The sequence below is a fragment of the Vibrio sp. 1562 genome, assembly GCF_033340155.1.
GTDB lineage: Bacteria > Pseudomonadota > Gammaproteobacteria > Enterobacterales > Vibrionaceae > Vibrio > Vibrio alginolyticus.
In genome coordinates this window covers 1-24,402 of sequence record NZ_JAWOVY010000035.1, presented here as the reverse complement: position 1 = coordinate 24,402, position 24,402 = coordinate 1, and the positions used below count along the sequence as shown (strand labels likewise).

22 protein-coding genes and 2 pseudogenes are annotated in these 24,402 nt (G+C 45.3%); 20 read left to right on the top strand and 4 right to left on the bottom strand.

Annotation, left to right across the window (positions count from 1 at the left end; translation table 11 throughout):
- Window positions 1-65 precede the first annotated feature (65 nt).
- The 3 genes and pseudogenes from R7Z49_RS21845 to umuD all read right to left on the bottom strand — a co-directional run.
- Window positions 66-572: pseudogene (locus R7Z49_RS21845) on the bottom strand (site-specific integrase); the annotation flags it as partial.
- A gap of 188 nt (window positions 573-760) precedes the next feature.
- Window positions 761-994, bottom strand: a pseudogene (locus tag R7Z49_RS21840) (DNA polymerase V subunit UmuC); the annotation flags it as partial.
- A 7-nt stretch (window positions 995-1,001) separates the two neighbouring features.
- Window positions 1,002-1,451 carry a translesion error-prone DNA polymerase V autoproteolytic subunit gene (gene umuD, locus R7Z49_RS21835; RefSeq protein WP_000116661.1) on the bottom strand — a complete coding sequence of 150 codons (450 nt, stop codon included), beginning with the start codon at window positions 1,449-1,451 and terminating at the stop codon, window positions 1,002-1,004.
- Between umuD and R7Z49_RS21830 the strand changes: the two genes are divergently transcribed.
- The 19 genes from R7Z49_RS21830 to R7Z49_RS21740 all read left to right on the top strand — a co-directional run bounded on the left by R7Z49_RS21830 (window position 1,450) and on the right by R7Z49_RS21740 (window position 23,402).
- Entirely contained in the window at window positions 1,450-1,707 is a 258-nt protein-coding gene (locus R7Z49_RS21830) for a hypothetical protein (RefSeq protein WP_000182836.1), read from the top strand. The genes umuD and R7Z49_RS21830 overlap by 2 nt on opposite strands.
- A 383-nt stretch (window positions 1,708-2,090) precedes the next feature.
- Window positions 2,091-2,996, top strand: coding sequence for a 3'-5' exonuclease (locus tag R7Z49_RS21825; protein WP_095498764.1), 906 nt, complete (start codon window positions 2,091-2,093; stop codon window positions 2,994-2,996).
- A gap of 83 nt (window positions 2,997-3,079) precedes the next feature.
- Window positions 3,080-3,379, top strand: coding sequence for a hypothetical protein (locus tag R7Z49_RS21820; protein WP_014703148.1), 300 nt, complete (start codon window positions 3,080-3,082; stop codon window positions 3,377-3,379).
- A 317-nt stretch (window positions 3,380-3,696) separates the two neighbouring features.
- Window positions 3,697-4,620, top strand: a complete 924-nt coding sequence (locus tag R7Z49_RS21815; RefSeq protein WP_276434621.1) for a WYL domain-containing protein — start codon at window positions 3,697-3,699, stop codon at window positions 4,618-4,620.
- A 113-nt stretch (window positions 4,621-4,733) separates the two neighbouring features.
- Entirely contained in the window at window positions 4,734-7,163 is a 2,430-nt protein-coding gene (locus R7Z49_RS21810; protein WP_276434620.1) for a class I SAM-dependent DNA methyltransferase, read from the top strand.
- Window positions 7,163-8,452, top strand: a complete 1,290-nt coding sequence (locus R7Z49_RS21805) for a restriction endonuclease subunit S (protein WP_276434619.1) — start codon at window positions 7,163-7,165, stop codon at window positions 8,450-8,452. The genes R7Z49_RS21810 and R7Z49_RS21805 overlap by 1 nt, the downstream gene beginning before the upstream one ends.
- A 9-nt stretch (window positions 8,453-8,461) precedes the next feature.
- The gene (locus tag R7Z49_RS21800; RefSeq protein WP_276434618.1) at window positions 8,462-9,625 is read left to right on the top strand and encodes a DUF4268 domain-containing protein; all 1,164 of its coding nucleotides are present in this window, start codon (window positions 8,462-8,464) and stop codon (window positions 9,623-9,625) included.
- A 14-nt stretch (window positions 9,626-9,639) separates the two neighbouring features.
- Window positions 9,640-12,657: a type I restriction endonuclease subunit R gene (locus R7Z49_RS21795; RefSeq protein WP_276434617.1), complete on the top strand. Its 3,018-nt coding sequence runs from the start codon at window positions 9,640-9,642 to the stop codon at window positions 12,655-12,657.
- 22 nt (window positions 12,658-12,679) lie between these two features.
- On the top strand, window positions 12,680-13,765 hold the full coding sequence (locus R7Z49_RS21790; RefSeq protein WP_276434616.1) for an ATP-binding protein: 1,086 nt from the start codon (window positions 12,680-12,682) through the stop codon (window positions 13,763-13,765).
- A 22-nt stretch (window positions 13,766-13,787) separates the two neighbouring features.
- The gene (locus R7Z49_RS21785) at window positions 13,788-14,339 is read left to right on the top strand and encodes a MarR family transcriptional regulator (protein WP_276434615.1); all 552 of its coding nucleotides are present in this window, start codon (window positions 13,788-13,790) and stop codon (window positions 14,337-14,339) included.
- Between the two features lie 131 nt (window positions 14,340-14,470).
- Window positions 14,471-14,644 carry a hypothetical protein gene (locus R7Z49_RS21780; protein ID WP_000224748.1) on the top strand — a complete coding sequence of 58 codons (174 nt, stop codon included), beginning with the start codon at window positions 14,471-14,473 and terminating at the stop codon, window positions 14,642-14,644.
- Between the two features lies 1 nt (window position 14,645).
- Window positions 14,646-15,014: a metal-dependent hydrolase gene (locus tag R7Z49_RS21775; RefSeq protein WP_086714952.1), complete on the top strand. Its 369-nt coding sequence runs from the start codon at window positions 14,646-14,648 to the stop codon at window positions 15,012-15,014.
- Between the two features lie 9 nt (window positions 15,015-15,023).
- On the top strand, window positions 15,024-16,178 hold the full coding sequence (locus R7Z49_RS21770) for an SAVED domain-containing protein (RefSeq protein WP_086714951.1): 1,155 nt from the start codon (window positions 15,024-15,026) through the stop codon (window positions 16,176-16,178).
- Window positions 16,171-17,361, top strand: coding sequence for a nucleotidyltransferase (locus R7Z49_RS21765; protein WP_276434614.1), 1,191 nt, complete (start codon window positions 16,171-16,173; stop codon window positions 17,359-17,361). Before R7Z49_RS21770 ends, R7Z49_RS21765 begins: the two co-directional genes overlap by 8 nt.
- The gene (locus R7Z49_RS21760) at window positions 17,362-18,075 is read left to right on the top strand and encodes a hypothetical protein (RefSeq protein WP_276434613.1); all 714 of its coding nucleotides are present in this window, start codon (window positions 17,362-17,364) and stop codon (window positions 18,073-18,075) included. It abuts the gene before it with no gap.
- A 116-nt stretch (window positions 18,076-18,191) separates the two neighbouring features.
- The gene (gene mobH, locus R7Z49_RS21755; protein ID WP_276434612.1) at window positions 18,192-20,342 is read left to right on the top strand and encodes a MobH family relaxase; all 2,151 of its coding nucleotides are present in this window, start codon (window positions 18,192-18,194) and stop codon (window positions 20,340-20,342) included.
- 47 nt (window positions 20,343-20,389) lie between these two features.
- Entirely contained in the window at window positions 20,390-22,210 is a 1,821-nt protein-coding gene (traD, locus tag R7Z49_RS21750; protein WP_276434611.1) for a conjugative transfer system coupling protein TraD, read from the top strand.
- Between the two features lie 9 nt (window positions 22,211-22,219).
- Window positions 22,220-22,780, top strand: coding sequence for a conjugative transfer protein (locus R7Z49_RS21745; RefSeq protein WP_276434610.1), 561 nt, complete (start codon window positions 22,220-22,222; stop codon window positions 22,778-22,780).
- Window positions 22,767-23,402: a DUF4400 domain-containing protein gene (locus R7Z49_RS21740; protein WP_276434609.1), complete on the top strand. Its 636-nt coding sequence runs from the start codon at window positions 22,767-22,769 to the stop codon at window positions 23,400-23,402. Before R7Z49_RS21745 ends, R7Z49_RS21740 begins: the two co-directional genes overlap by 14 nt.
- Window positions 23,403-23,428: 26 nt before the next feature.
- Here the strand turns inward: R7Z49_RS21740 and R7Z49_RS21735 are convergent, their stop codons facing one another.
- On the bottom strand, window positions 23,429-24,016 hold the full coding sequence (locus R7Z49_RS21735; RefSeq protein ID WP_276434608.1) for a plasmid-related protein: 588 nt from the start codon (window positions 24,014-24,016) through the stop codon (window positions 23,429-23,431).
- A gap of 288 nt (window positions 24,017-24,304) precedes the next feature.
- Here R7Z49_RS21735 and R7Z49_RS21730 point away from each other — a divergent pair.
- Window positions 24,305-24,402: type IV conjugative transfer system protein TraL (locus R7Z49_RS21730; protein ID WP_318112026.1), on the top strand; the 98-nt coding region annotated here is incomplete at its 3' end.

Genomic DNA, 24,402 nt, shown 5'->3' with positions numbered 1-24,402 from the left:
CGGTAAAGGCTCAGAAGCCGTCGTCGCCCAACTTCAACAGATGCAGACGGAAATCGCATTCGGTGGACCACTGAAGAGGCTGTACTTGGAGAACCACCGACTTTTCCAGTTTCATCCTTGGTATAAAGGTTTTCCAATAAATAGTCTCGATATCTCACGATTGGACTTTCCTCTACCTTCTCGGTGCAGTCATATATTGTTAACGGAGGTTTTTCATCAACCAGAAGGCCAGTCCTTGGGTGTGTATGTTCGGGGATTTCCGTGCTCAACCACCGATAGAAGCTCAATAACGCAACTGCATGGGATTGAATCGTCTTATCGGAGGATATATCTGGATCTGCCAACAAAGAGTGAAGATATAGATTCACTGGCACCACATTGATACCATCGGGGTCTATTAAAATTGGAAGTTTATGAGCAAATGGTTTTGAGTTGTCCCTAACGTCATGGATGATCTCGCCACTGTCAGGGTGTGGCCTACTTATAAATGAGGGATATTTCTCCGTACTAATCCACATAAGACAATAGTCAAAGCCGAAGTCATCTGGAAACGACCTATTTTGTTCAATCACATTAACACCTAAATCATCCGTTATTCACACTGCTAAGCCTTCCCCCAGGGGGTTACGCGTTCATACATCTACTTTTTCAAGATATTTCTTAACCAATAGTAAAAATTGTAACCACCCCTCATCTCGACGTCTAATTTATACAACCTGAAACATTACAACATGTGATGTCTAAAGTATTTCCCAACTGTAAGCGCATAGTTAGAGGAGAATGCCAAAATGCCATGGCGCTGCATTTCGGCTTTGATCTGAAAGACGGGTACGCCCATTTTAATACCGAGTAACTTAGCTTCACGCGAGCGTGCAACCACGCAGCCGTCATTGTTGGACAGCACCACAACCGGCGTATCTTTTAAATCAGGACGAAACAGCTTCTCACAACTGGCGTAAAAGTTGTTGCAGTCCACCAAGGCAAATACAGGCATGGGACAGTCACGACTTACGGCGCATGTTTCGCACCACATTGGTGACCACACCAAATATCTCTAACTCTGCCCCTTCAGGAATATGAATGGGCTCATACGCCTGGTTTCTTGGGATCAGCTTGACGCACGGCCTTAGTTGAAGCTCCTTTACCGTGAGTTCTCCATGGATGCCAGCGATGACAATGTCACCGTGTTCTGCTTGAACAGAACGATCAACCACCAAAATATCATCTGGGTGAATCCCAGCATCAATCATTGAATCACCTTCAACACGCACAAAGAACGTTGCAGCCGGTCGCTTGATGCACAGCTCGTTGAGGTCGAGCGTTTGCTCAACATAATCCTGCGCTGGTGAGGGAAAACCAGCAGAAACACGTTCCATGAACAATGGAATACGAAGGCGCTTGGCTTTGATGAAGGCAAGTGCGCCGCTACGGCCTATCAGCGAGACACTCATGACGAACCTCGAAAAAATAGAATTAATACTGTTTGTTTATACAGTATCTGATGCTATGCTGATTTCTACAAGTAAAATTGTAGGTAAAACTGTAGTTGTTCGAGTAAGACGTTGTGTCGTGGGTGATTTCTTTTTTGTGTTGAAAAGCTTGATGTGGGGATTGCTCGCCCTCGTCAAAGCCTGCAAGGCTTGGACAATACTGCTTCTGCCTACTGCTCTTGTTTCTGTTACTGATCCTGTTACTGCTACTGGTTAACGCATGGGTCAAGTAACCGTCAGACAAGGCTTGTTGAACCCTTTGCAAAGGGTTTAAAAACAGTTAGTAAAATTCTGCTTCGTATTGAATTTACTGGCTTAAAGCGAAGTTAGGAGCACCATTAAAGTGCTCAGTCGAACTCAGTTCAAGCCTTTTGCAACCGTTTGAAAAGGGGTTGGCTAAGCCATACGTAAAGGGTATCGGTAAGGGTTACCTAAAGGGTTTAGCTAAGGCTTTCTGAAAGGCTTAGCCAAAGCCTTCATACATGGGTTCACCCAGTAGAAAGATTAAAAAAACGCTGAGGTATCCAAGGTGCATTTAGAAAAACCTGTGGCACAGTGAAATCACCTAAAGCGAACAATAGAATTGAAGAGGAACCATCAATGACAAGAGCCCCTGCGCCATTTCCGCTAGAGCGCCTCGCGGATATCCCAGAAAGACCAGAAGATTTTAGATTGCTGGAGCGTATTCCATTAACGCGTGAGCCGCAGTCCTGGCCACTTGAACTTTCTCCTATGGTCGGTGATGAACAGCCAATGGTGCTGCTCGATACAGAGACAACCGGACTGTCTGCCGATGATGAGTCCATTATTGAGCTTGGTATGGTTAAGGTGCTTTACAGCCCCTCTGCTCAGCGAATTGTGTCGATTGTTGATGTGATCAGCTTGTATGAAGATCCCGGCAAGCCAATCCCCGAGCTGATTACCGAGTTAACCGGTATCACCGATGAGATGGTGCAAGGCCAGCACATTGATGATTCACTGGTAACGAGTTGGTTATCCGATGATCCGCTGGTGGTTGCACACAATTCGCAGTTTGATCGTCCTTTCTTTGAAAAGCGGTTTGCTGCATTAGGCCATCTATCTTGGGCCTGTTCAGCCAGTGGCATAGATTGGAAGGCGCTGGGTTTTGAAAGTCGAAAGCTTGAGTACCTGCTGCTTCGCTTAGGTTGGTTCTATGAAGGACACCGAGCTGCAACCGATTGTTTGGCGATGGCCTGGTTGTTTCATTTGTTGCCCGAGTCCGTTGCAAACTTGTTGTCTGAAGCAGACAGGCGAACTGTGTTAGTTCGTGCGTTTGGTGCGCCGTTTGACGTAAAGGACTATTTAAAAGAGCGTGGTTACCGCTGGCATGACGGTGTTAAAGGTGCCAACAAACATTGGTGGCGCGAAATCAGCGAAGACGAGTTGCCGCTGGAGCAAACTTACCTAGATGATTTGTACCATCGTGGCTCAGAACATGCCCACTATGACTACAAAGATGCCCGCAATCGATTTAAAGCTTTGTAGCTATAAGGTAAGCCTTGCATATTTTAAAACCTCTGGAAAATGGAAAGTGAACTCATGGTTTAACCAATAAGAGGAATCTTTCCATGTACCAAGACACCTACATTGAATACTGGGGCGAAATCTTCGTCTCTGCCCGCATCATTGAATTTGGCATCACGTTCGAGCGCTTTCTTAAAGATCCATGGAAGCATTTGATGTCCTGTGGCCAAGAGTCTGCCCCAGACGCGATTGCTGAAGGGATGCTGCCATTGCTACCAGCCCAGGCAGAAGTTGCCAGGCGCATTCGGGAGAGTGAGCAACGAGCCCTGATGTCTACAGAGTCGGATAAAGGGGTATCTCATCGCGGTAACATCGTGGTGCCACTGGTTCGGGTAGCGCATTGATAGCGGCTATCAGCATTGGCACAAAACAAGGTCTTCACGCTCATGACTCAGCGGCAATTGTAATCCAGATCAAAAAGTTGCCGCTTAGTCTTCCCTACAAAACAATTTGTGATAGGATGATACCTAATAAAATTAATTAGGTTGAAGCCTATTCAGTGTTTTATGGCCATCTGTTCAGCTTCAACCGGTAGAGATTGATTAGCCATTGCGGATGAATAGCAGCTTTATGCCATGCCGTTCAATGTGATTACGCGATGTTTGACCGTACTTTATAAACAGAGTTTTAAGAATCTGGTTGAATTGGATAAACAAGACGCATGACAAATGATGGTCTGAAACAAACAGTAGTGGCGAAGTCAGATCGGCTTTCGCAGATAGCGCAGTTGCCACAAGCAACAAGGGATCGCATTGCCCATATCGATTTCACCTTATTGTTTAAGGGCGAAGCGGTACGGGCGGATTTAGTCGATCGCTTCAGCATAGCCGCTGCACAAGCAACGAAAGACTTCACAATGTACCGAGAGCTTGCACCAAGCAACATTGAGTATGACCAAAAGCTCAAGTTGCATAAGCGTGGTGAAGCATTCGAATCCTTGTTCGACTACGACGTTGTGAGAACACTGGCAACCATTAGCCAAGGGTACGGTGATGGCTTTACTGGAAAGGTAAAACCACCCCTTGCTTGTGAAGCGCCTTATCACCTCAACAAGCCGAGTTTATCGATAGTGGCGAAAGTCACCGAGGCCATTCACAAAGGCAAAGCCTTGAGTATCACCTATGTGTCGTTATCGAGTGGTGAATCCAAGCGTGAAATAGTTCCGCATACGCTGGTGGACAATGGCCTGCGTTGGCACGTTCGTGGTTTTGACCGCAAGCATGGTGAGTTCCGTGACTTTGTGCTGACCCGCATTAAAGCAGCGGTTGTGCTTGAAGATTCAAGGTTATCTGAAGCTGAACTAGAAACCCAGGACCGGCAATGGAACCGATTTGTAGAGCTAGAGTTAGTGCCACACCCACGTATTGAGCATAGCGAAGCGATTGAGCTGGATTATGGTATGACGGGTGGTGTTCTAAAGGTTGAGATTAGGGCTGCAACCGCTGGGTATTTGCTTCGCCAATGGCATGTGGATTGTTCTACGGAACACTCATTAATGGGCTTTGAGTATCAGCTTTGGTTGCGTAACAGCCAAGCACTTTATGGTGTCACAAACTTAAGAATTGCGCCGGGCAGAACAAGTTAATCGAACGATGTAGCGGCCATTGAGGCGTTACAGAAAGAACAGAATTTTAAATTTATAGTGAAGCCGTTGCAGCAACCTAGTGGGATGCAACCAACACTGAACAGGAAAAGAAAATGGATCATAGTGTACATAACAAGCTCATCTCATTTATTTGGAACATTGCCGACGACTGTTTACGTGATGTGTACGTTCGCGGTAAGTACCGCGATGTGATTTTACCTATGGTGGTATTACGACGTTTAGATACGTTACTAGAACCTACCAAAGAAGCCGTGCTTGAAGAGGTAAAGTTCCAAAAAGAAGAGATGCAAGCCACAGAGCTTGATGATGAACCGTTGAAGGCGGCCAGTGGTTATGTTTTTTACAATACATCTAAATGGACGCTGAAATCCCTGTTCAACACCGCGACTAATAACCAACAGATATTACTCGCCAACTTTGAAGAGTACCTGCTTGGCTTTAGCGATAATGTCAAAGAGATCATTGAGTGCTTTAACCTCAAATCGCAAATTCGTCATATGGCCTCCAAGCAAGTCCTTCTTGATGTCGTCGAGAAGTTTGTTTCCCCCTATATCAACCTAACTCATGAAACGGTCGAAGACCCAGATGGCAACAAGATGCCAGCCCTTACCAACCTGGGTATGGGTTACGTGTTCGAAGAGTTGATCCGCAAGTTCAACGAAGAAAACAACGAAGAAGCAGGCGAACACTTTACGCCACGTGAAGTGATTGAACTGATGACGCACCTGGTGTTTGACCCAGTGAAAGACCAGTTGCCGCTTACCATGACAGTGTATGACCCTGCGTGTGGTAGCGGTGGTATGTTGACTGAATCTCAAAACTTCATTGAAGAGAAATATCCAAACGATAGCCGAGATGTTTATCTTTACGGCAAAGAGATCAACGACGAGACCTACGCGATTTGTAAATCGGACATGATGATCAAAGGCAACAACCCTGAGAACATCAAAGTAGGCTCAACCTTGTCTACCGACGAGTTTGCGGCTTCTCGCTTTGACTTTATGTTGTCTAACCCGCCATATGGTAAGAGTTGGGCGTCTGAACAGAAGCACATTAAAGACGGCAGTGATGTGATTGACCCACGTTTTAAGGTTACCCTGAAAGACTATTGGGGGAATCTCGAAGTGGTAGATGCCACGCCACGTTCAAGTGATGGCCAGCTACTCTTCTTAATGGAAATGGTCAACAAGATGAAAGATCCGAGTGTAAGCCCATTAGGCAGCCGGATTGCTTCTGTTCATAACGGCTCATCGCTCTTTACCGGTGATGCGGGCGGTGGCGAAAGTAACATTCGTCGCTTCATCATTGAAAACGACATGCTAGATGCCATCGTTCAGTTACCAAATAACCTGTTCTACAACACCGGTATTACCACTTACATTTGGGTGTTGAACAACAATAAACCTGAGGCACGCAAAGGTAAGGTGCAGCTGATTGATGCCAGCTTGCTATACCGTAAGTTGCGTAAGAACTTGGGTAACAAAAACTGCGAATTTGCGCCTGAGCACATCACGGAAATTACCGATACTTACCTCGCGTGTGTGGACGTTGAAAGAGCACTTGATGCAAACAATGATCCTATCGGTATCGCCAGTAAGGTGTTCAGCAATGACGATTTTGGCTACTACAAAGTCACTATCGAGCGCCCAGATCGCCGCAGAGCCAAGTTCACTCAAGACGCAATAGCTCCACTGCGCTTTGATAAGCAGCTTAGTGAAGTGATGGAGTACGTGTACGCAGAGCAAGGCGAACGTGTTTACGAAAAAACTGGCTATGGTACTGAAAAGAAAAAGAGCTTCTTGAAATCCATTGAGAAAGACATTCTTTCTTGGTGTGAAGAGAACGAAATCAGTCTCAATGCCAAAGCTAAGGCAAAACTGCTCGATGTGAAACATTGGCTGGCGCTTAAAGCATTGCTTGAAACGGCAGAAACGCTGATGGCTGACATAGGTAGTATTGAATTTGATGACTTCAATAGTTTTAAAACCCAAGTTGATAAATCGCTAAAAGCCCATGCTATTAAGCTTTCAGCACCTGAGAAAAATGCCATCCTGAACGCGGTGAGCTGGTATGACGAAACCGCCAAGAAAGTGGTGAAAAAGATCGTTAAATTAACGGGCGACAAATTAAACGACCTGCTGGAGCGCTATGAGTGTGAAGTCGCTGACCTGCCAGATTTTGGTTATTACCCCGTTCCTACAAAAGAAGGCGGCAAAAAAGGCGAGTTCATTACTTACGAGACCAACACAGACCTGCGTGACACAGAATCTGTCCCACTGAAGCAAAGCATTTATCAGTACTTCCTAGACGAAGTAAAGCCTCATGTTGATGAAGCATGGATAAACCTAGATACGGTGAAAATTGGTTATGAAATCAGCTTCAATAAGTATTTCTACCGTCATAAACCGCTGCGTAGTTTAGAAGAGGTCGCAACCGACATCATCAACCTAGAACAAAAAGCCGAAGGTCTTATTGCGCAGATATTGGGTGTGAACGTGGCGGAAGTTCAGGGAGAAGCGTAATGGAACGTTTAGCATTGATGCCGAAATATGACGATTATGTAGATTCTGGGGTTGAATGGTTGGGACGAGTACCTGCCTCTTGGGAATTAACACGATTAGGCACTCGCTTTAATGAGCGTAGATCTAAAGTTTCAGACATTGACTACCCCGCACTCTCCGTAACAAAAAAAGGCGTTCTACCTCAATTGGATAATGCGGCCAAAACAAAAGATGGCGATAACAGAAAGCTAGTAAAAGAGGGTGACTTTGTTATAAATAGCCGCTCTGATCGTAAGGGTTCTAGTGGAGTATCAGACAGAGATGGATCAGTATCGCTTATAAATATAGTGCTTAAACCAAAAGGGATTCATCCAAAGTTTTCTGAGCACCTTTTGAAAAGTCATGCATTTATTGAGGAATACTATCGTGTTGGACGTGGAATTGTCGCAGATTTGTGGACTACTCGATACGATGAAATGCGGACGATTGCTATATCTGTTCCTTCACTAGAAGAACAAACCCGTATCGCCAACTTTCTAGACAAGAAAACCGCGCAAATCGACGAAGCGATTGCTATCAAAGAGCAGCAAATTAGCCTGCTGAAAGAGCGTAAGCAGATCATCATACAACAGGCGGTGACCCAAGGGCTTGATTCTAATGTGCCAATGAAAGACTCCGGTGTGGATTGGATTGGTAAGATTCCAGCGCATTGGGAAGTCCGTCGTAGCAAGTTTGTATTTACTCAAAGAAAAGAGCGGGCTTGGAAAGATGACGTACAGCTTTCTGCAACTCAAGCTTATGGTGTTATTCCGCAAGACCAGTATGAGGAGTTAACAGGTAAACGCGTTGTCAAAATTCAGCTTCATTTAGATAAAAGGAAGCACGTCGAAAGGGACGACTTTGTAATCAGTATGAGAAGTTTCCAAGGCGGCTTAGAGCGTGCCTGGTCGCAAGGATGTATCCGGTCCTCCTATGTAGTCCTGAGAGCATTAGATGAAATTGATCCTTCATTCTATGGGTATTTATTAAAACTACCCTCTTACATCGCAGCTTTGCAGCAGACAGCAAGTTTCATTAGAGATGGTCAAGACCTAAATTTTGACAACTTTTCAAAGGTTGACTTGTTTATTCCGCCCATTGAAGAGCAAAAAGAAATAGCTAACTACGTCAGCGCTTTCATGAAGTCTTCTGATGAAGGCATTGAGTTGCTATTAGCACAAATCGAAAAGCTCAAAGAATACAAAACTTCCCTGATCAACAGCGCCGTGACTGGAAAAATAAAAATCACCCCAGAAATGGTTGAGCAATAGGACGCGAATATGTTCACGGTAAATCATCAGACCAACAGGATTAGTCCTGTTAGGACAAAGAAGTTCAGTGAGTTGGGCTTTACTGAGCGCAAGCATCTTCAGGAATGGTTGGCACACGAGCCTTCCGCATTGGGTGAAGAGCTACTGATTATTCAAAAGGAGTTTGATGGCTTTGATGATACCCGTGAACGTTTAGATTTACTGGCACTGGATAAAGATGGCAACTTGGTCATTATTGAAAACAAGCTGGACGACAGTGGCCGAGATGTGGTGTGGCAGGCGCTTAAATATGCCTCTTACTGTGCCAGTTTAACCAAAGCGCAAATCGTTGAAATTTACCAGCAGTACTTAGACCGCTATGAGCCTGTAACAGGAGAGGTTGACCTGTTAAATGCCCCTGCAAGTGCCTCTGCTAGAATATGTGAGTTTTTGGATGCGCCCGATCTGGATGAGTTAAAGCTCAACCTGGGTAACAGCCAGCGCATTATGTTAGTTGCGGCAAACTTTCGCAAAGAAGTGACCAGCACCGCGCTGTGGTTATTGGGTCAAGGCATTAGCATTGCCTGCTTCAAAATCACGCCTTATTCACTGGGTGAACAGCTACTGATTAATATTGACCAGATCATTCCAACGCCAGAAGCGAAAGAGTTGATGATCGGCATTAATGCCAAGGAAGCGGAAGAAAAAACCACCGAAGTGGTACTAAAAAACCGCCATACGGTGCGGCGCGAGTACTGGGAGCGTGCCTTAGAGGCTTTTCAGAAAAGCGCTTGCCAACTCTATAACAACATTAGCCCAAGTAAAGATCATTGGTTATCAGCAGGCTCAGGGCTAAGTGGATGTCCGTATAACCTGATATTTCTGCAAAAAGAGCTTCGAGTAGAGCTTTGGATCAGCCGTGGGGTTACCGAAGAGAATAAATACCTTTTTGACTTGTTGAGTCAGTCCAAACAGGACATTGAACATACTTTTGGTGCAGAACTTGAGTGGATGAGGCTGGATGAAAAGAAATCTTGCCGTATTCAGTTTTCGACCAAAGCTGATGGGTTTAATAAAGAGACTTGGCCCCAAGCGGTTGCGTGGCACTTAGAGCAGATGACAAAGTTAGAAAAAGCCTTGAAAGGACCGCTGCAAAAAGCGGCTGAGGCAATGAAACAGAAGAATTTTGATTAAGGGAACTTACAATTATGGTCAGTCAAACCAATGAACAAGCATTAGAGTCGGCCATTGAGAAATGTCTGGCTGGGATCAGTACTGAAGAGCTCAAAGAGGGGCTGAGTCAGCAGTCACTGGGTGCTGGATACTTCATTGGTGCTGCTAGTGACTTTAATATGCAATATGCCATTGATGAACGTTTTTTCTGGCAATTTCTACAAAAGACACAAGAAGTAGAGTTGGCCAAGCTGCAAAAGAACAACCCCTCAGATTGGCAGCGTAAGTTACTTGAACGATTTGACCGACTGATTAAGAAGCATGGCATTCTTCATTTACTTAAGAAAGGGCTAAGCGTAGACGATGCTCACTTCAATTTGCTCTATCCAGCCCCTTTGGCGAGCAGTAGTGAGAAGGTAAAGCAAAACTTTGCAGATAACGTGTTTAGTTGTACTCGCCAAGTGCGCTATTCCATGGCAAATCCCCTACAAGAAATCGACATGGTATTGTTTATCAACGGAATACCATTGATAACGCTGGAGTTGAAGAACGCATGGACCGGGCAAACAGCACGTTACCACGGCCAAAAGCAGTATCGAGATGATCGAGATGCAACTCAGCCATTGCTGACCTTTGGCCGCTGCCTAGTGCATATGGCGGTCGATACCGACGAAGTGTATATGACCACCAAGTTATCAGGTGGCAGTACCTTCTTCTTGCCGTTCAATAAAGGACACAATCTTGGACAGGGTAATCCACCGAACCCAACTGGCCATAAAACGGCATACCTATGGCAAGAAGTATTCACCAAAGAAAGCTTGGCGAATATTATTCAGCATTTTGTGCGTCTGGATGGGTCAAGCAAAGATCCATTACCAAAGCGAACTCTGTTCTTTCCTCGATACCATCAATTGGATGTGGTGAGAAAATTAGTAGACCATGCTGCCCAGCACGGTGTCGGTCAGACTTATTTAATTCAACACTCGGCCGGTTCAGGTAAGTCTAATTCGATTACCTGGGCTGCTTATCAGTTAATTGAAACCTATCCTGCATCGTCTGATGTGGCAGGCGGAAAAAGCTTGGAGCAGCCATTGTTTGACTCTGTGATTGTGGTCACCGATAGACGCCTATTGGACAAGCAGCTGCGGGATAACATTAAAGAGTTTTCTGAAGTAAAGAACATTATTGCCCCGGCGAACAAGTCATCTGAGCTTAAGCAGGCGCTCGAAAATGGCAAAAAGATCATCATAACGACGATTCAGAAATTTCCGTTCATTATTGATGGTATCGCCGATCTTAGTGACAAGCGCTTTGCGGTGATCATCGATGAAGCACACAGCTCACAGTCTGGTTCGGCGCATGACAATATGAACCGAGCGATGGGCAAGTCTGAAGTCGAAGAGGCAGAAGATGCTCAGGATAAAATCCTTCAGGCGATGAAATCGCGCAAGATGCGCGGGAATGCGTCGTACCTGGCATTTACAGCGACACCAAAAAACAGCACTTTGGAGAAATTTGGTCAACGCCAAGAAGATGGCTCTTTCAAGCCGTTTCACTTGTATTCGATGAAACAAGCCATTGAAGAAGGCTTCATCTTGGATGTCCTGGCAAATTATACGACGTACAAAAGTTATTATGAGATTGAGAAATCAATCGCTGATAACCCTGAGTTTGATACCAAAAAGGCACAGAAAAAACTCAGAGCTTATGTAGAGCGAAGCCAGCAAACAATTGATACCAAGGCAGAGATTATGCTGGAGCATTTTGTTCCACATGTCGTGAATGCGAAAAAGCTCAAAGGTAAAGGTAAGGGAATGGTGGTCACTCAAAATATTGAGACGGCCATTCGATACTACAAAGCGATTAAGCGGATACTTGAGGAGCAAGGAAACCCGTTTAAAGTTGCCATTGCTTTTTCAGGAACCAAAGAAGTTGACGGTATTGAATATACCGAAGCAGATATTAATGGTTTTGCCGAGTCAGATACCAAAGATATGTTTGATACCGATGAGTATCGACTTTTAGTGGTTGCTAACAAGTATCTGACTGGGTTTGACCAGCCTAAGCTTTGCGCCATGTATGTGGACAAGAAGCTCGCCAGTGTCTTGTGTGTACAGACATTGTCTCGTCTCAATCGAAGTGCGCCTAAATGGGGTAAAAAAACAGAAGACCTGTTTGTTTTAGACTTTTTCAACTCGGTTGAAGATATTCAGTCAGCATTCGATCCTTTCTACACAGCAACGTCGTTGTCCCAGGCTACAGATATAAACGTGCTGCACGAGTTGAAAGATGAAATGGACGATGTCGGTGTGTACGAGTGGTATGAGGTTGAAGACTTTGTTGAGCGTTATTTCAAGAATGAAGACGCCCAGACACTCAGCCCAATCATTGATGTTGCAGCAGCCCGGTTTGACCATGAGCTGGAGCTTGAAGCTGAAGCTAAAGTGGACTTTAAGATTAAAGCCAAGCAGTTCGTGAAAATCTATGGGCAGATGGCGTCTATCATGCCTTATGAAATGGTCAGCTGGGAAAAACTGTTTTGGTTCCTGAAGTTTTTAATACCGAAATTGAAAGTTGAAGATCCCGATGCAGATGCTATTGATGAGCTTCTCGATTCTGTCGATCTGAGTTCATACGGTTTGCAACGTGTGAAGCTTAACCACAGTATTAAGCTTAGTGACCAAGAAGCGGAGCTTGATCCTCAAAATCCGAACCCACGTGGGGCGCATGGCGGTGAAAAAGAAACTGACCCGCTGGATGAAATCATTCGCACATTTAATGAACGATGGTTCCAAGGCTGGAGTGCCACACCTGAAGAGCAAAAGGTTAAGTTCGTGAACATCGCTGAGAGTATCCGCAATCACCCAGATTTTGAATCTAAATACAAAAACAACCCAGATCCTCATAATCGAGATTTGGCCTTCGAAAAAATGCTCAAGGAAATTATGCTGCAACGCCGTAAAGATGAACTTGAGCTCTACAAGTTGTTCGCAGGAGATTCAGCATTTAAAGCGTCGTGGACGCAAAGTATGCAACGAATGGTAGGTATGTAGGTAGGTAGAAAGGAGTGATGGTTTGCTGAAGGCAGTCTCAGAATTGTTAGATGGGTCACCAGGCCTGAAAGGACGTCAAATTGCCAGGGAGCTGGGACTTGATAAGTCCCAAGTGAACTCGTTTCTTCACAAAAACCAGGATACGTTTGTGAAAAACTCAAATCATGAATGGAGCATGATACGGGCTCATCATGTGGAAATTGATTTCGCTACAGGTTGGATTGATGAGAAAGCCTTTGAGAGTGCTATCGGTAAGCTTGCGTACCAAAAAGATGCCACAAAGGTAACATTTAAATTCGGCATCGATTGTAAGTTTTTGCTGATAGCATTGGCCCGTTTTCTTGCTCTGGCGAATCAGCTTACTGCTAATGGGAAGGATGTGGTGATGGATACTACAGCATGTCCTAATACTCACAGTTTTTTCAGCAGAAATGGCTTCTTTGATTATCTTAATCAAAGTGTCACTTGTCTTCCTGAAAGGCCCGTTTTGTCAGCTGCTAAAACTTATCGGGATAATAGCGATACCTTGGTCGAACTAGGAGAAATTGCACAGCCAACCCAAAACAAGGAGCTTGTAATTCGTTTGGGCGACAGGTTTGTAGAGCATTCTTCAGCTAGCTATTTCTTAGCGGCTAAGACTGTTTTTTCAGAGCTTGTAGGCAACGTTACTGATCACAGTGAATCCAAAATACCTGGACTAGCAGGTCTGCAAGTGTATCGACCGTATAATAAACCAAAGCATATTCAAACAGTCATATCCGACTCTGGTTTAGGTATTGCCGCTACCTTGAGAACAACGTTACAAAGTGAACATCCGAAGTTGTACGCACAGTTTTCAGCGGAAACTGTTGAGAATGACATTGCGCTCGTTCAAAAAGCATTTACATCTGGTGAGGTTAGTCGCTTTGGTAAAGGCCGGGGGCTAGGCTTTAAGAGTAGTCGAGAGCACGCTAGCAAAGAGAAAGTTATCATTGTTATTAGGCAGCTAACTTTCTCATTGGCTTTGGAATATGCGAAGGGTCAACTCATCAATGTTTCTGAAGATAGAGGGTTGGTCCCTATCACAGGAACCCATATCTGTTTTGACTTCTATGTTGACAATTTCTGATAAATAGTGTCAACTTAAGCAGATGAAACAGTTAACTCATAAAATTCTTCTTTCAGAAGTCGTAGGTTCTGACCATGCCTTTGGTAACGATGAAGGTAGTGAAGCCTATGTGAAGATTAAAAAGATCGTTGATGGTCACCCATCATGCGATATTTTTGCTATTAGCTTGGAAGGGATTCGATTCACTGATGCTTCATTTCCTCGTGAAAGTGTAATCTCGTTGGCTAAAGCATTAAAAGGTGAAAAAGGTTTCTACCTTTCTAATGTTCCGAGTCGGGACCTTCTGGACAATTGGTCTTATGGCGCTACAGCCAAGGATCAACCTCTTCTAGTCAAGAACGATAGCGGTTACGAAGTGCTTGGTGTAAAACTCAGTGCGACTGTCAAAGAGCTTCTAGATTTTGTTATTGCAAAAAAGACAGTGACTTCGTCACATGTATCTAAGCACTTTGACATTTCAGCACAGAATGCCAGTGGTCGATTGAAGAAGCTTCATGCGACAGGTCTTGTGTTAGGTCAAAAAGAAGTGGCAGAGTCAGGTGGACTGGAATTTGTCTACCGATCAATTTTGTAGTTTTTTTTTTGATTTTCTGGTTAATCTGCTTGTGTTAATCAGAGTGAGGGTTTATTATTTGATCAGATCCTTTGGATCTTTTTTATTAATATCTGATAAATGTGATTAAGTTAAGCAGAATAGGAGGCTTTATGGCTACAAATCCCCCATCAGGTGACGGACACAGAAACGGTGCCGTTAAAGGTAGATCTCAGACTCAGACGCCAAGCGGACATTGGGTAAAGCGAGATGCTGATACTGGTCGATTCATGGATGTAAAGACATCCGACAAAACACCTTTTAAAGGTGTCAGGAAGGAGAAATAGTTTGGCTAATGGTAAAACCCATTTGGTCGTCGGGGCTGCGGTTGGTTTAACCGTTGCCCTGGCGGACAACAAAAAACAAGCTGTCAGTCACCATCCTGTAACTGCCATTACGATTGGCTCTCTATTTGGCAAGCTTCCAGATATTTTGGAACCCTCTTTGGGTAACCCTCACCATCGCCAGTTTTGCCACAGTCTATTGGTGTTAACTGCACTAGGTGTTGGTCTCAAACATTTGTATGAGTGGCAACCGGAGGAGGCAATTGATAAGTGTCTTCGCGGGCTGGGACTAATTGCCGGATGTGCTTATGTAAGCCATTTGCTCTGTGATGCGACAACACCGCGCTCACTTCCGTTAATTGGCAAACTATAGGAGTTTTGAATGGTCGCTAAAGTCACAAGACCCATAGACCGTAAAGTTGAGCGAGAACTTTGGGCTCGTGCCGCTGCTCGTTGTCAGTTTAGCGGGTGTAATAAGTTGCTATACAAATCAGCGGTGACCCAGGAATCGGTCAATGTCTCTCAAAATGCTCATATTTACGCATTTTCTGAGAATGGGCCTCGTGGTTGGGGACTCTTTAAAACTAAGCCAACCAGCTTGAATGACGTCAGCAACCTCATGTTGATGTGCTATGACTGTCACAAAAAAATTGATCAGAAAGGCAGCGAGGATAGGTATCCAGCCGATCTCTTGATTAGTTGGAAAATGCAGCATGAGCAACGTATAGAAATACTCACAGGCATTGATCCTGATCGCAAATCAAATGTTGTTTTATATGGTGCCAATATTGGAACTGAAAGATCACCGATTAATTATCACGGTTGTGTTGAGGCAATGTTTCCGAATTGGTATCCGGCAACTGAAAAGCCAGTGACCCTATCCATGGTATCAGAGCTGAAGGATCACTCTGAACAATATTGGCAAGCAGAGTCGCAACACCTAACGAAGCGTTTTCAAAGTAAAATTTCATCGATTATCGAAGAGGATTCTTGTAAGCATTTTTCATTGTTCGCGTTAGCTCCTCAACCATTGTTAATAAAACTTGGCGCTTTGCTCACCGACAAAATTGACGTCGAGACTTATCAGCTGCATCGAGAGCCTAAAGGCTGGTTTTGGCAAGACTGTTCAGATGATTTTGAGTACATCATCAACAGACCTCAAAATATGGAGGGAAAGCCAGCCCTGGTACTTTCTTTGAGTGACCATGTGTCGCATGAGCGAATTACTCGGGTTATAGGGCCAGATACATCGATTTGGGAAGTGACTATCAAGCAGCCTCATAATGATTTCATGCAGTCAAAGCAGCAGCTCTCCTTGTTCAGAAAGTGCATAAGAAAGCTGATTGTTGAAATAAAAAATACACACGGGGATGCGACGCCACTGCAAATTTTTCCTGTGATGCCAGTATCGTGTGCCGTCGAATTAGGACGGGCCAGAATGCCTAAGGCTGATATGCCATGGCTTATTTATGACCACGACATAAAAACACAACAATTTGTAATGGCAATCGAGCTTCGAGGAGATCTATATGAGTAATAGCAAAAGTAACGATGTTCTAAACACAATTCTCGAAAAAATTGAGCTACCTGACAGTGCTTATGAAAAGGCTGAAAAACGCTATAAGGATCTAGGCGATTGGTTACATCGCCCAGAGTCAACATGCGTGAATTTTGATCCCCACGTGTTTTCTCAAGGTTCCTTTCGTCTAGGTACTGCGATTAGGCCCGATTCAGAAGAACAGTATGACCTAGACATGGGGTGCAATCTTCGGCGTGGCCTGGATAAAACGTCTATCACTCAAAAGCAACTAAAGCACCTAGTCGGTCATGAATTAGAGCTTTATCGAAACGCCAGAGGCATTAAGGAAGGGCTAGCCGAGAAGAAACGCTGTTGGCGCTTAGAGTATGCCGATGGGCTTAGCTTTCACATGGACATAGTTCCGTGTGTGCCAGAGAGTGATACAGGAAGAGGCCTGTTGAAAAAGCGGATGGTCGAAAACTCTAAGTTTGATGAAAACTTGGCTCAAAACGTGTCTCAGCTTGCAGTTTCGATTACCGACAACACAGATTTCACTTATGCAGTTGTGAATGAAAACTGGCGTATCAGCAATCCTGAAGGATATGCTCGATGGTTTGAAACGCGCATGAAGACGGCACGGTTAGTAATAAACGAACGTGAAATGCGATTTAAAGCCAGTATAGATAGTCTGCCATATTATCAATGGAAGACACCCTTACAGCAGGTTATCCAATTATTGAAGCGTCATCGTGACACTATGTTTAAAAACAATGAGGATAGTAAGCCAATATCGGTAATCATCACTACATTGGCTGCTAAATCATATAAAGGTGAAAGTGATTTGGCTTCAGCGTTGAATACGGTGCTCTCCGAGATGGATGACCATATTTCTGCACAAGCGCCAATGATTCCGAACCCAGTCAACCCGGCCGAAGACTTTGCAGACAAGTGGTATGACGAAAAATCTGCTCAATACCGATTACAAGAAAACTTTTATAAATGGCTGTATCAAGCTAGAGCTGATTTTAGTGCTCTTTGCTCAAGTGATGATACGCAACGAATAGTAAATGCGGCGCAAAATGGTTTGGATTTGAAGCTTGATTCAAGTTCGGTAGCACGTCTCTTGGGTATTCCGGCGGTGACAGCAAAACCAACTTTCGCAATTCAATCATCTGATCCAAAGCCATGGTTTAAGCAATAGATGAAGCATTGGAAGGCTGTAGGCCTAGAGGCTTTTCTCTCGGCCTATCCGAACATTAGATTAGTAGACGTCCATGCAGATAAGGTTGAGTTGCAGGGAGAGTATCAGCTAAAAGCACAGCTAGCAGGAAGTCGGTTTATAGAGCGAACATTTTCTCTAAGGATTGTATGCCCAAGTGATTATCCTAGGGCTTTACCAGTGGTGTTTGATACCGCTGGTTACTTTCCTCGTAATCAGGACTTCCATACTTACTCTGATGGATCATTTTGTCTTGGCTCAGACCTGAAAATTAAGTCAATTTTGAAAGCCGACTCGTCATTGACAACCTTTTTCGAAAAGATTGTTGTCAGGTTTCTTTATTCGGTGTCCCATAGGGTTGAATTTGGCAACTTTCCCTATGGCGAACTGGACCATGGTGAGAAAGGCCTGATTGATGATTATTCTCAGTTGTTCAATATTAATGGTAAAGCATCAGTTCTACGGGCACTGAAAGCGTTAGGTTTGCGCAAGCGTGAGGCAAATAAATTACCTTGTCCATGTGGTTGTGGTGATCGTCTTGGCTCGTGTGACTATCGGTTTGTCTTGAACGAGTTTCGTCAAGTTGAGCGCCGCCGATGGTTTCGCCATCACCTACAAGAAGCTTTTACACCGATTGAAAAACCCAAAAGGAGAGTTGGGAAAAAAACTAAAAGTCCAAGTAGAAATACGCCTTAGCTTAATAAGCTCCCTCGGGAATTTATGGCATATGTGTTAATACATATCGGATTTTTGAGTCTAATCAACCGGCAACGCCAGATTGAACCTTCACACTATCGTGTCGGAGGTTCACTATGTTCAAAAACCTATTTTTTCAAACAAAAGCACTACCAGAGCTGTCATCGCAACTGGATGCAGAAATCCCACGCTATCCGCCATTCCTGAAGGGGTTGCCAGCAGCGTCACCCGAGGATTTGCAGTCCACACAAGACGAGCTAATTGCCAAACTGCGCCAGATACTTGGCTTTAACCTGCGTGATTTTCAAAGGCTAATTCAGCCCTGCATTGATCATCTGGCTGCTTATGTTCATTTGTTGCCAGCTTCTGAGCATCATCATCACAGTGGCGCTGGTGGTTTATTACGTCATTCGTTGGAAGTTGCTTTCTGGGCTGCACAAGCTGCTGAAGGGATCATCTTTGTTGCCAGTGGCACACCGGTTGAGAAAAAAGAGCTAGAGCCAAGGTGGCGTGTTGCAGCGGCTCTTGGCGGTTTGTTCCATGATATTGGTAAGCCCGTTTCAGACTTGTCCATCACGGATGAAGATGGACGCTATCAATGGAACCCTTTTTTAGAAACCTTATCTCAGTGGACCACTAATAACAGCATTGAACGCTATTTCATTCGCTGGCGCGACGGGCGGTGTAAGCGGCACGAGCAATTTTCAATTCTGGTGTTAAACCGGGTGATGACACCTGAGTTGCTCGCCTGGTTAACTCAACCTGGCCCTGAGATTTTGCAAGCCATGCTGGAAGCGATTGGCAATACCGATCCCGAGCATGTCCTGTCTAAATTGGTTATTGAAGCTGACCAAACCAGTGTCCAGCGAGACCTGAAAGCGCAACGAATTTCCGTTGACGACAATGCCCTTGGTGTCCCAGTTGAACGCTATCTACTTGATGCCATGAGGCGATTACTTGCCAGTTCCCAGTGGCTGGTCAATCAGCGAGACGCCAGAGTCTGGGTACGAAAATCGAATCAATCAATCCATCTTTGCCTGGTTTGGAAAAGCGCGGCTAAGGACATCATTGAGCTATTGGCCAAAGACAAGATACCTGGCATTCCAAGAGATCCCGATACCCTTGCGGACATCCTCATTGAGCGAGGATTGGCCACTAAATCCGCCTCAAATGAGCGATATGAAAGCCTTGCCCCTGAAGTGCTGATCAAAGACGACAAGCCAATCTGGTTAGCCATGCTGCATATAGTTGAGGCCGATTTATTGTTCAGCTCGAATGTACCAAGTAGCGTTAGACTGTTTAGCAAATCTGAGTGGGAAGCAACACATCAAACACAAACAGAGCCACAGAGTCGCTCCAGTGAGCATTCAGACTTGCCTGAAGCGTCATCATCAATCGAACTCAGTAATTCGGCTGAGTCGCCATCGACAAAACCGTCCGAACAAGATGATGAACTTTGTCATGCCAGTGATGTTAATCACCTTCAGGCAAATGAAAATGTTCCGGGTGATGGATGTGAAAAGCCTAACAATTTTCATGATGGCGCTATCTCAAATAACGTAAACCAGCACGATACAGAAGCATTGAATCTCCCTGAATCTTTGGCATGGCTCCCAGAGGCCAGTAGTGCGTTGGTTATGGTTGGTGAACAGATACTGATCCGCTATCCCGATGCCATAAGACCTTGGTGTGCCCCCCGAAAACTGCTTGCTGAACTCAGTCAATTAGATTGGCTTGAACTAGATTCCGCAAACCCGACACGTAAAGCCAGAACTGTTACTACGAAAGATGGCGTTCAGGAGCAAGGGTTGCTGCTGAAAGTATCGATTTCTAAAGGGCTTACTGCACTGATAGACATCTCTAAACAAGACGAAGAATCAGTGACAGCAATTCAGAGCGAAGAGGCTTTACAGCGTCCGAGTCGAACCGAGACAACCAATGCCCAAGCAAAAGAGCCCGCCACAAGAGCGGAGCGTAAGCAAAAGCCGATTGCGCCCAATGCGAACTCAAGTACAGACCCCAAACACGCGCAGCGCCAACAGATGGTTAATTTTGTGAAAGATTTGCCCATCTTACTGACCGATGGCGATTACCCAGACGTGGATCATAGTGCCGATGGTATTCGCGTCACGATTAAAACCTTACGCCAAGTCGCCAATGAGCATGGTATTCCAGCCGGACAGCTGCTTCGGGGGATCTCGGCCAGTGACGAATGCCAGTTTTATGAGGGGGAAACGGTTCTGTTTACCGCTCACGCTAAACGTTAATCCATTTGAAATTAAGCGATTGCAAACGGTTATTTTGCGGAGAATGAATGAAAGAAAACGCATACGAGATGCCCTGGCGCACGAACTATGAAGCCATGGCAGCAGCAGGTTGGCTGGTTGGTGCAACTGGGGCAATTGCCGCAGAAATGCTGACTGAGCTACCACCTGAGCCATTTTGGTGGATGACAGGGATTTCCTCGGGCATGGCGTTGTATCGCCTGCCTGAGGCTTACCGTCTTTATAAGTTGCAGAAGGGACTAAAAGGAAAACCATTGGCTTTTATGGAGCTGTCGCATTTGCAAAAGGTGATGGCAAAACATCCTGATGAATTGTGGTTAGGTTATGGCTTTGAGTGGGACCAACGCCATGCCCAACGCGCTTATGAAATCCTAAAGCGGGATAAGCAAACCTTGCTTAACCAAGGTCACGGCAAACAAATGGGTTCGACCTGGATTCATGGTGTCGAGCCCAAAGAAGAAGATGTGTACCAACCAGTTGGACACACTGAGGGGCATACATTAATTGTCGGTACGACCGGTGCCGGAAAAACCCGATGCTTTGATGCGATGATCACTCAGGCCATTTTGCGTAATGAAGCCGTGATTATTATTGACCCTAAGGGAGACAAGGAACTTAAGGATAATGCGCAGCGAGCCTGTATTGCCGCCGGTAGTCCAGAGCGCTTTGTGTATTTTCATCCGGGTTTTCCTGAGCATTCAGTACGGCTTAATCCCCTGAGAAACTTTAACCGGGGCACTGAAATTGCCAGCCGAATTGCGGCATTAATCCCATCCGAAACCGGTGCTGATCCATTTAAAGCCTTTGGCCAAATGGCACTGAATAACATCGTGCAAGGTCTGTTGCTTACGTCACAACGTCCTGATCTGAAAACACTGAGACGATTCTTGGAAGGTGGCCCAGAAGGCTTGGTAGTAAAAGCCGTCACGGCCTGGGGGGAGCAGGTGTATCCGAACTTTAGTGTGGAGATCAAGCGCTTTACCGAAAAGGCCAATACCTTGGCTAAACAAGCTATGGCGATGCTGCTTTTTTACTACGAACGCATTCAGCCCGTTGCCGCTAATACCGATTTGGAAGGCCTTTTGAGCATGTTTGAGCATGATAGAACCCACTATTCTAAGATGGTGGCCTCACTGATGCCGGTGCTCAATATGCTCACTTCAAGTGAACTAGGTCCATTGCTATCACCGATTGCAAACGATGTGGATGACAGCCGGTTAATTACGGATTCTGGCCGTATTATCAACAATGCCCAAGTGGCCTATATCGGCTTGGATTCATTGACCGACGCCATGGTTGGTAGCGCCATTGGTTCGTTGCTTTTATCCGATCTCACCGCCGTGGCCGGTGACCGCTATAACTATGGTGTTGAAAATCGTCCCGTAAATATCTTCATCGATGAGGCGGCTGAAGTCGTCAACGATCCCTTCATTCAACTGCTCAACAAAGGCCGTGGCGCAAAAATGCGTTGTGTGATTGCTACTCAGACCTTTGCTGATTTTTCAGCTCGTACAGGCAGTGAAGCTAAAGCTCGCCAGGTGTTAGGTAACATCAACAATTTGATAGCTCTTCGGGTGATGGATGCCGAAACACAGCAGTACATTACCGACAATCTGCCTAAGACTCGGTTGCAGTACATCATGCAAACTCAAGGTATGTCGTCCAACTCGGACAGCCCCGCGTTGTTTACCGGCAATCATGGCGAGCGCTTGATGGAAGAAGAAGGCGATATGTTTCCACCGCAGTTATTGGGCCAGCTCCCCAACCTGGAGTACATCGCCAAGCTTTCAGGTGGCCGCGTGATCAAAGGCCGTATTCCTATTTTAACCAGCTCTACACAGGCAGTATAAGGAGTCTGTATGCATCATTCTGTCTGTCTGAAAATGACAACACTTACCAGTAAAGAAATGCTCGCTCAGTGGCAGCAACATAACCCCCAGTTCAAGGAAACCTTAAGACTGCTTGAAACTGACTGGCCTCATGCTTTGGCCTCGGTGTATTGCTTGGCGGACTACTTGACGGATGCGTTCACGTTAGATGGCCATTCCATCTTTGATTTGTGTCTGTGTAATGGCTTGGGCAGTTATGAAGAAGTCACTTGTGATGATGACAGTGTACGCCTTTGGCATTTCATTGAGGCACTGACCTGGACTGCCGCCAGTGCTTTAACGGGGATTCGCCTGCGTGATCCTGACCATTTCGAGTGGGCCGCCGTGGATGGTGTGTATTTCTACTCCTGGATTCGTAATCGTCCAAATCGGATGGCGTATTTGGCTGAAGGACGCATCGACGTGCGTTATGTCAGTGGCCATACGACGACAAAGCGGCTTCAACAAGTGATTAAAGCCCGGATTATGACGCCAACCGTTGCAGCCATGCTGGCCCGAGTCGAAGAGGATGTTTGGCATGAGCAAGCATAAGTCGGTTTGGCTACTGTGTCTGGCACTGATGCTAGAGATTATTGCCATTGGCGTGTTAGTGCCCGGTGATTGGACTGGCCGGGTCATTAGTAAAGAGAAGCAGATGATCCAAAATCAATTGGGCGCACAAACAAGCTATTGGATTGGTCAAACTAGCCATCGCTGGTATCAGTCATGGATTGTGGATACGCAGATGGAGCAATCTGTGCGAGATTTTCTAATCCCCACTGAAGAACAGCGACTACGCTCTAAAGGGATGGAGAACATGGGTGGCTTTTGGTTTATGTGGGTAGAAGACCGTATTCAGGCATTTTTTGATGTGCTGTACCAAGTGTTCATTCGATTTGCTTTGCTGATGGTCTGGTTGCCCTTTGCGCTTATTCTCATGTTACCGGCGCTGTGGGACGGCTTGATGACCTGGAAGATTAAGAAGACAACCTTTGATTTTTCGAGCCCTATCATTCACCGCTACAGCATGATTATCCTGGGCTCAGGCGTCATCTTGCTATTTATGGGATTGTTCGCCCCACTGGCTATTCCACCGGTGGTACTGCCGTCGATGATCATCGGCTTGGCGTTGATGGCGGGGTTGGCGTTAAGTCACTTGCAGAAGAAGATATGAGGCCAGTTAGGCCTCATCTTGTAGAGCTAAAACCTGACGCCTACGGTATTGCCGTTCTCGTCTTCAGCTGGCAAATGATAAGTATCAATAAGGTGACCTTGAAGCCAAATATATTGCGGCATCCAAAAAGAGTACTGTCGTATAAGAGCCAATACTTCTTTTAACGGTTTGTTTGCATGAGGCTCGGCAAGACGGAAGTACATGAATGAGCAATAATCTCGAAAGTACTCATGAAGCTCTGAATCCGATAGCGTTTCTTTTAGCGGCCTGTTTTGTTCATCGTCCTCATCAGGGGAATTGGCATAAATTTCAAATAGCTGCTTTTCAGTGAGCATCTCCAAGAAGTGGTCTGCAATTAAAACCCCATCACTGGTATCGACATCCATACCATCTTTGACATCAAAAGCCATGACACATCCAGAAGATAAGGCCACTTCTGATGGTTTCAGTAAGTCATTAGCTTGCACAACATGATGCCAATGATTAAAACCAGCAGATATTGCAATTTCATCGAGTGCTTCAGTGTGTGTAATGGATTTTTCACGTTTAAGCTTTCGTGCTTTTTGCTTTAAACGTTCAACCGTAGCAGAGGAAATGATTTTAGTAATTTGCATTGAGTTTCTCCTATTAGCGAATACGGTGCCCACTGCCGAGGTCGCAGAAAAAACCTAAGCAAAAAATAAATTTGATATGCATGTCGTCCCGTCCGGGTTTGCTAATGTGGGCAGCTGGTCTCGACACGACCAATATCCCCATCATATCAACCGCATCAAAAAGATCAATTGTTAGTATTGTCTGAGTAGAACCCTCAAAACCTTCAAGAATTCGGCATCTAGCTGACCACTGAACCTGCCAATCCCAAGGCATTCTTCACTTCTCAATTCAAACAACGAGGAGTGACTATGGAACCTGTAAATATTCCATCCTATATCGATGACCCGCCGCACTTCCTGCTTTGGAGTGCCGATGAGATGGCTCCCATTCTGTTGGGGCTAGTGAT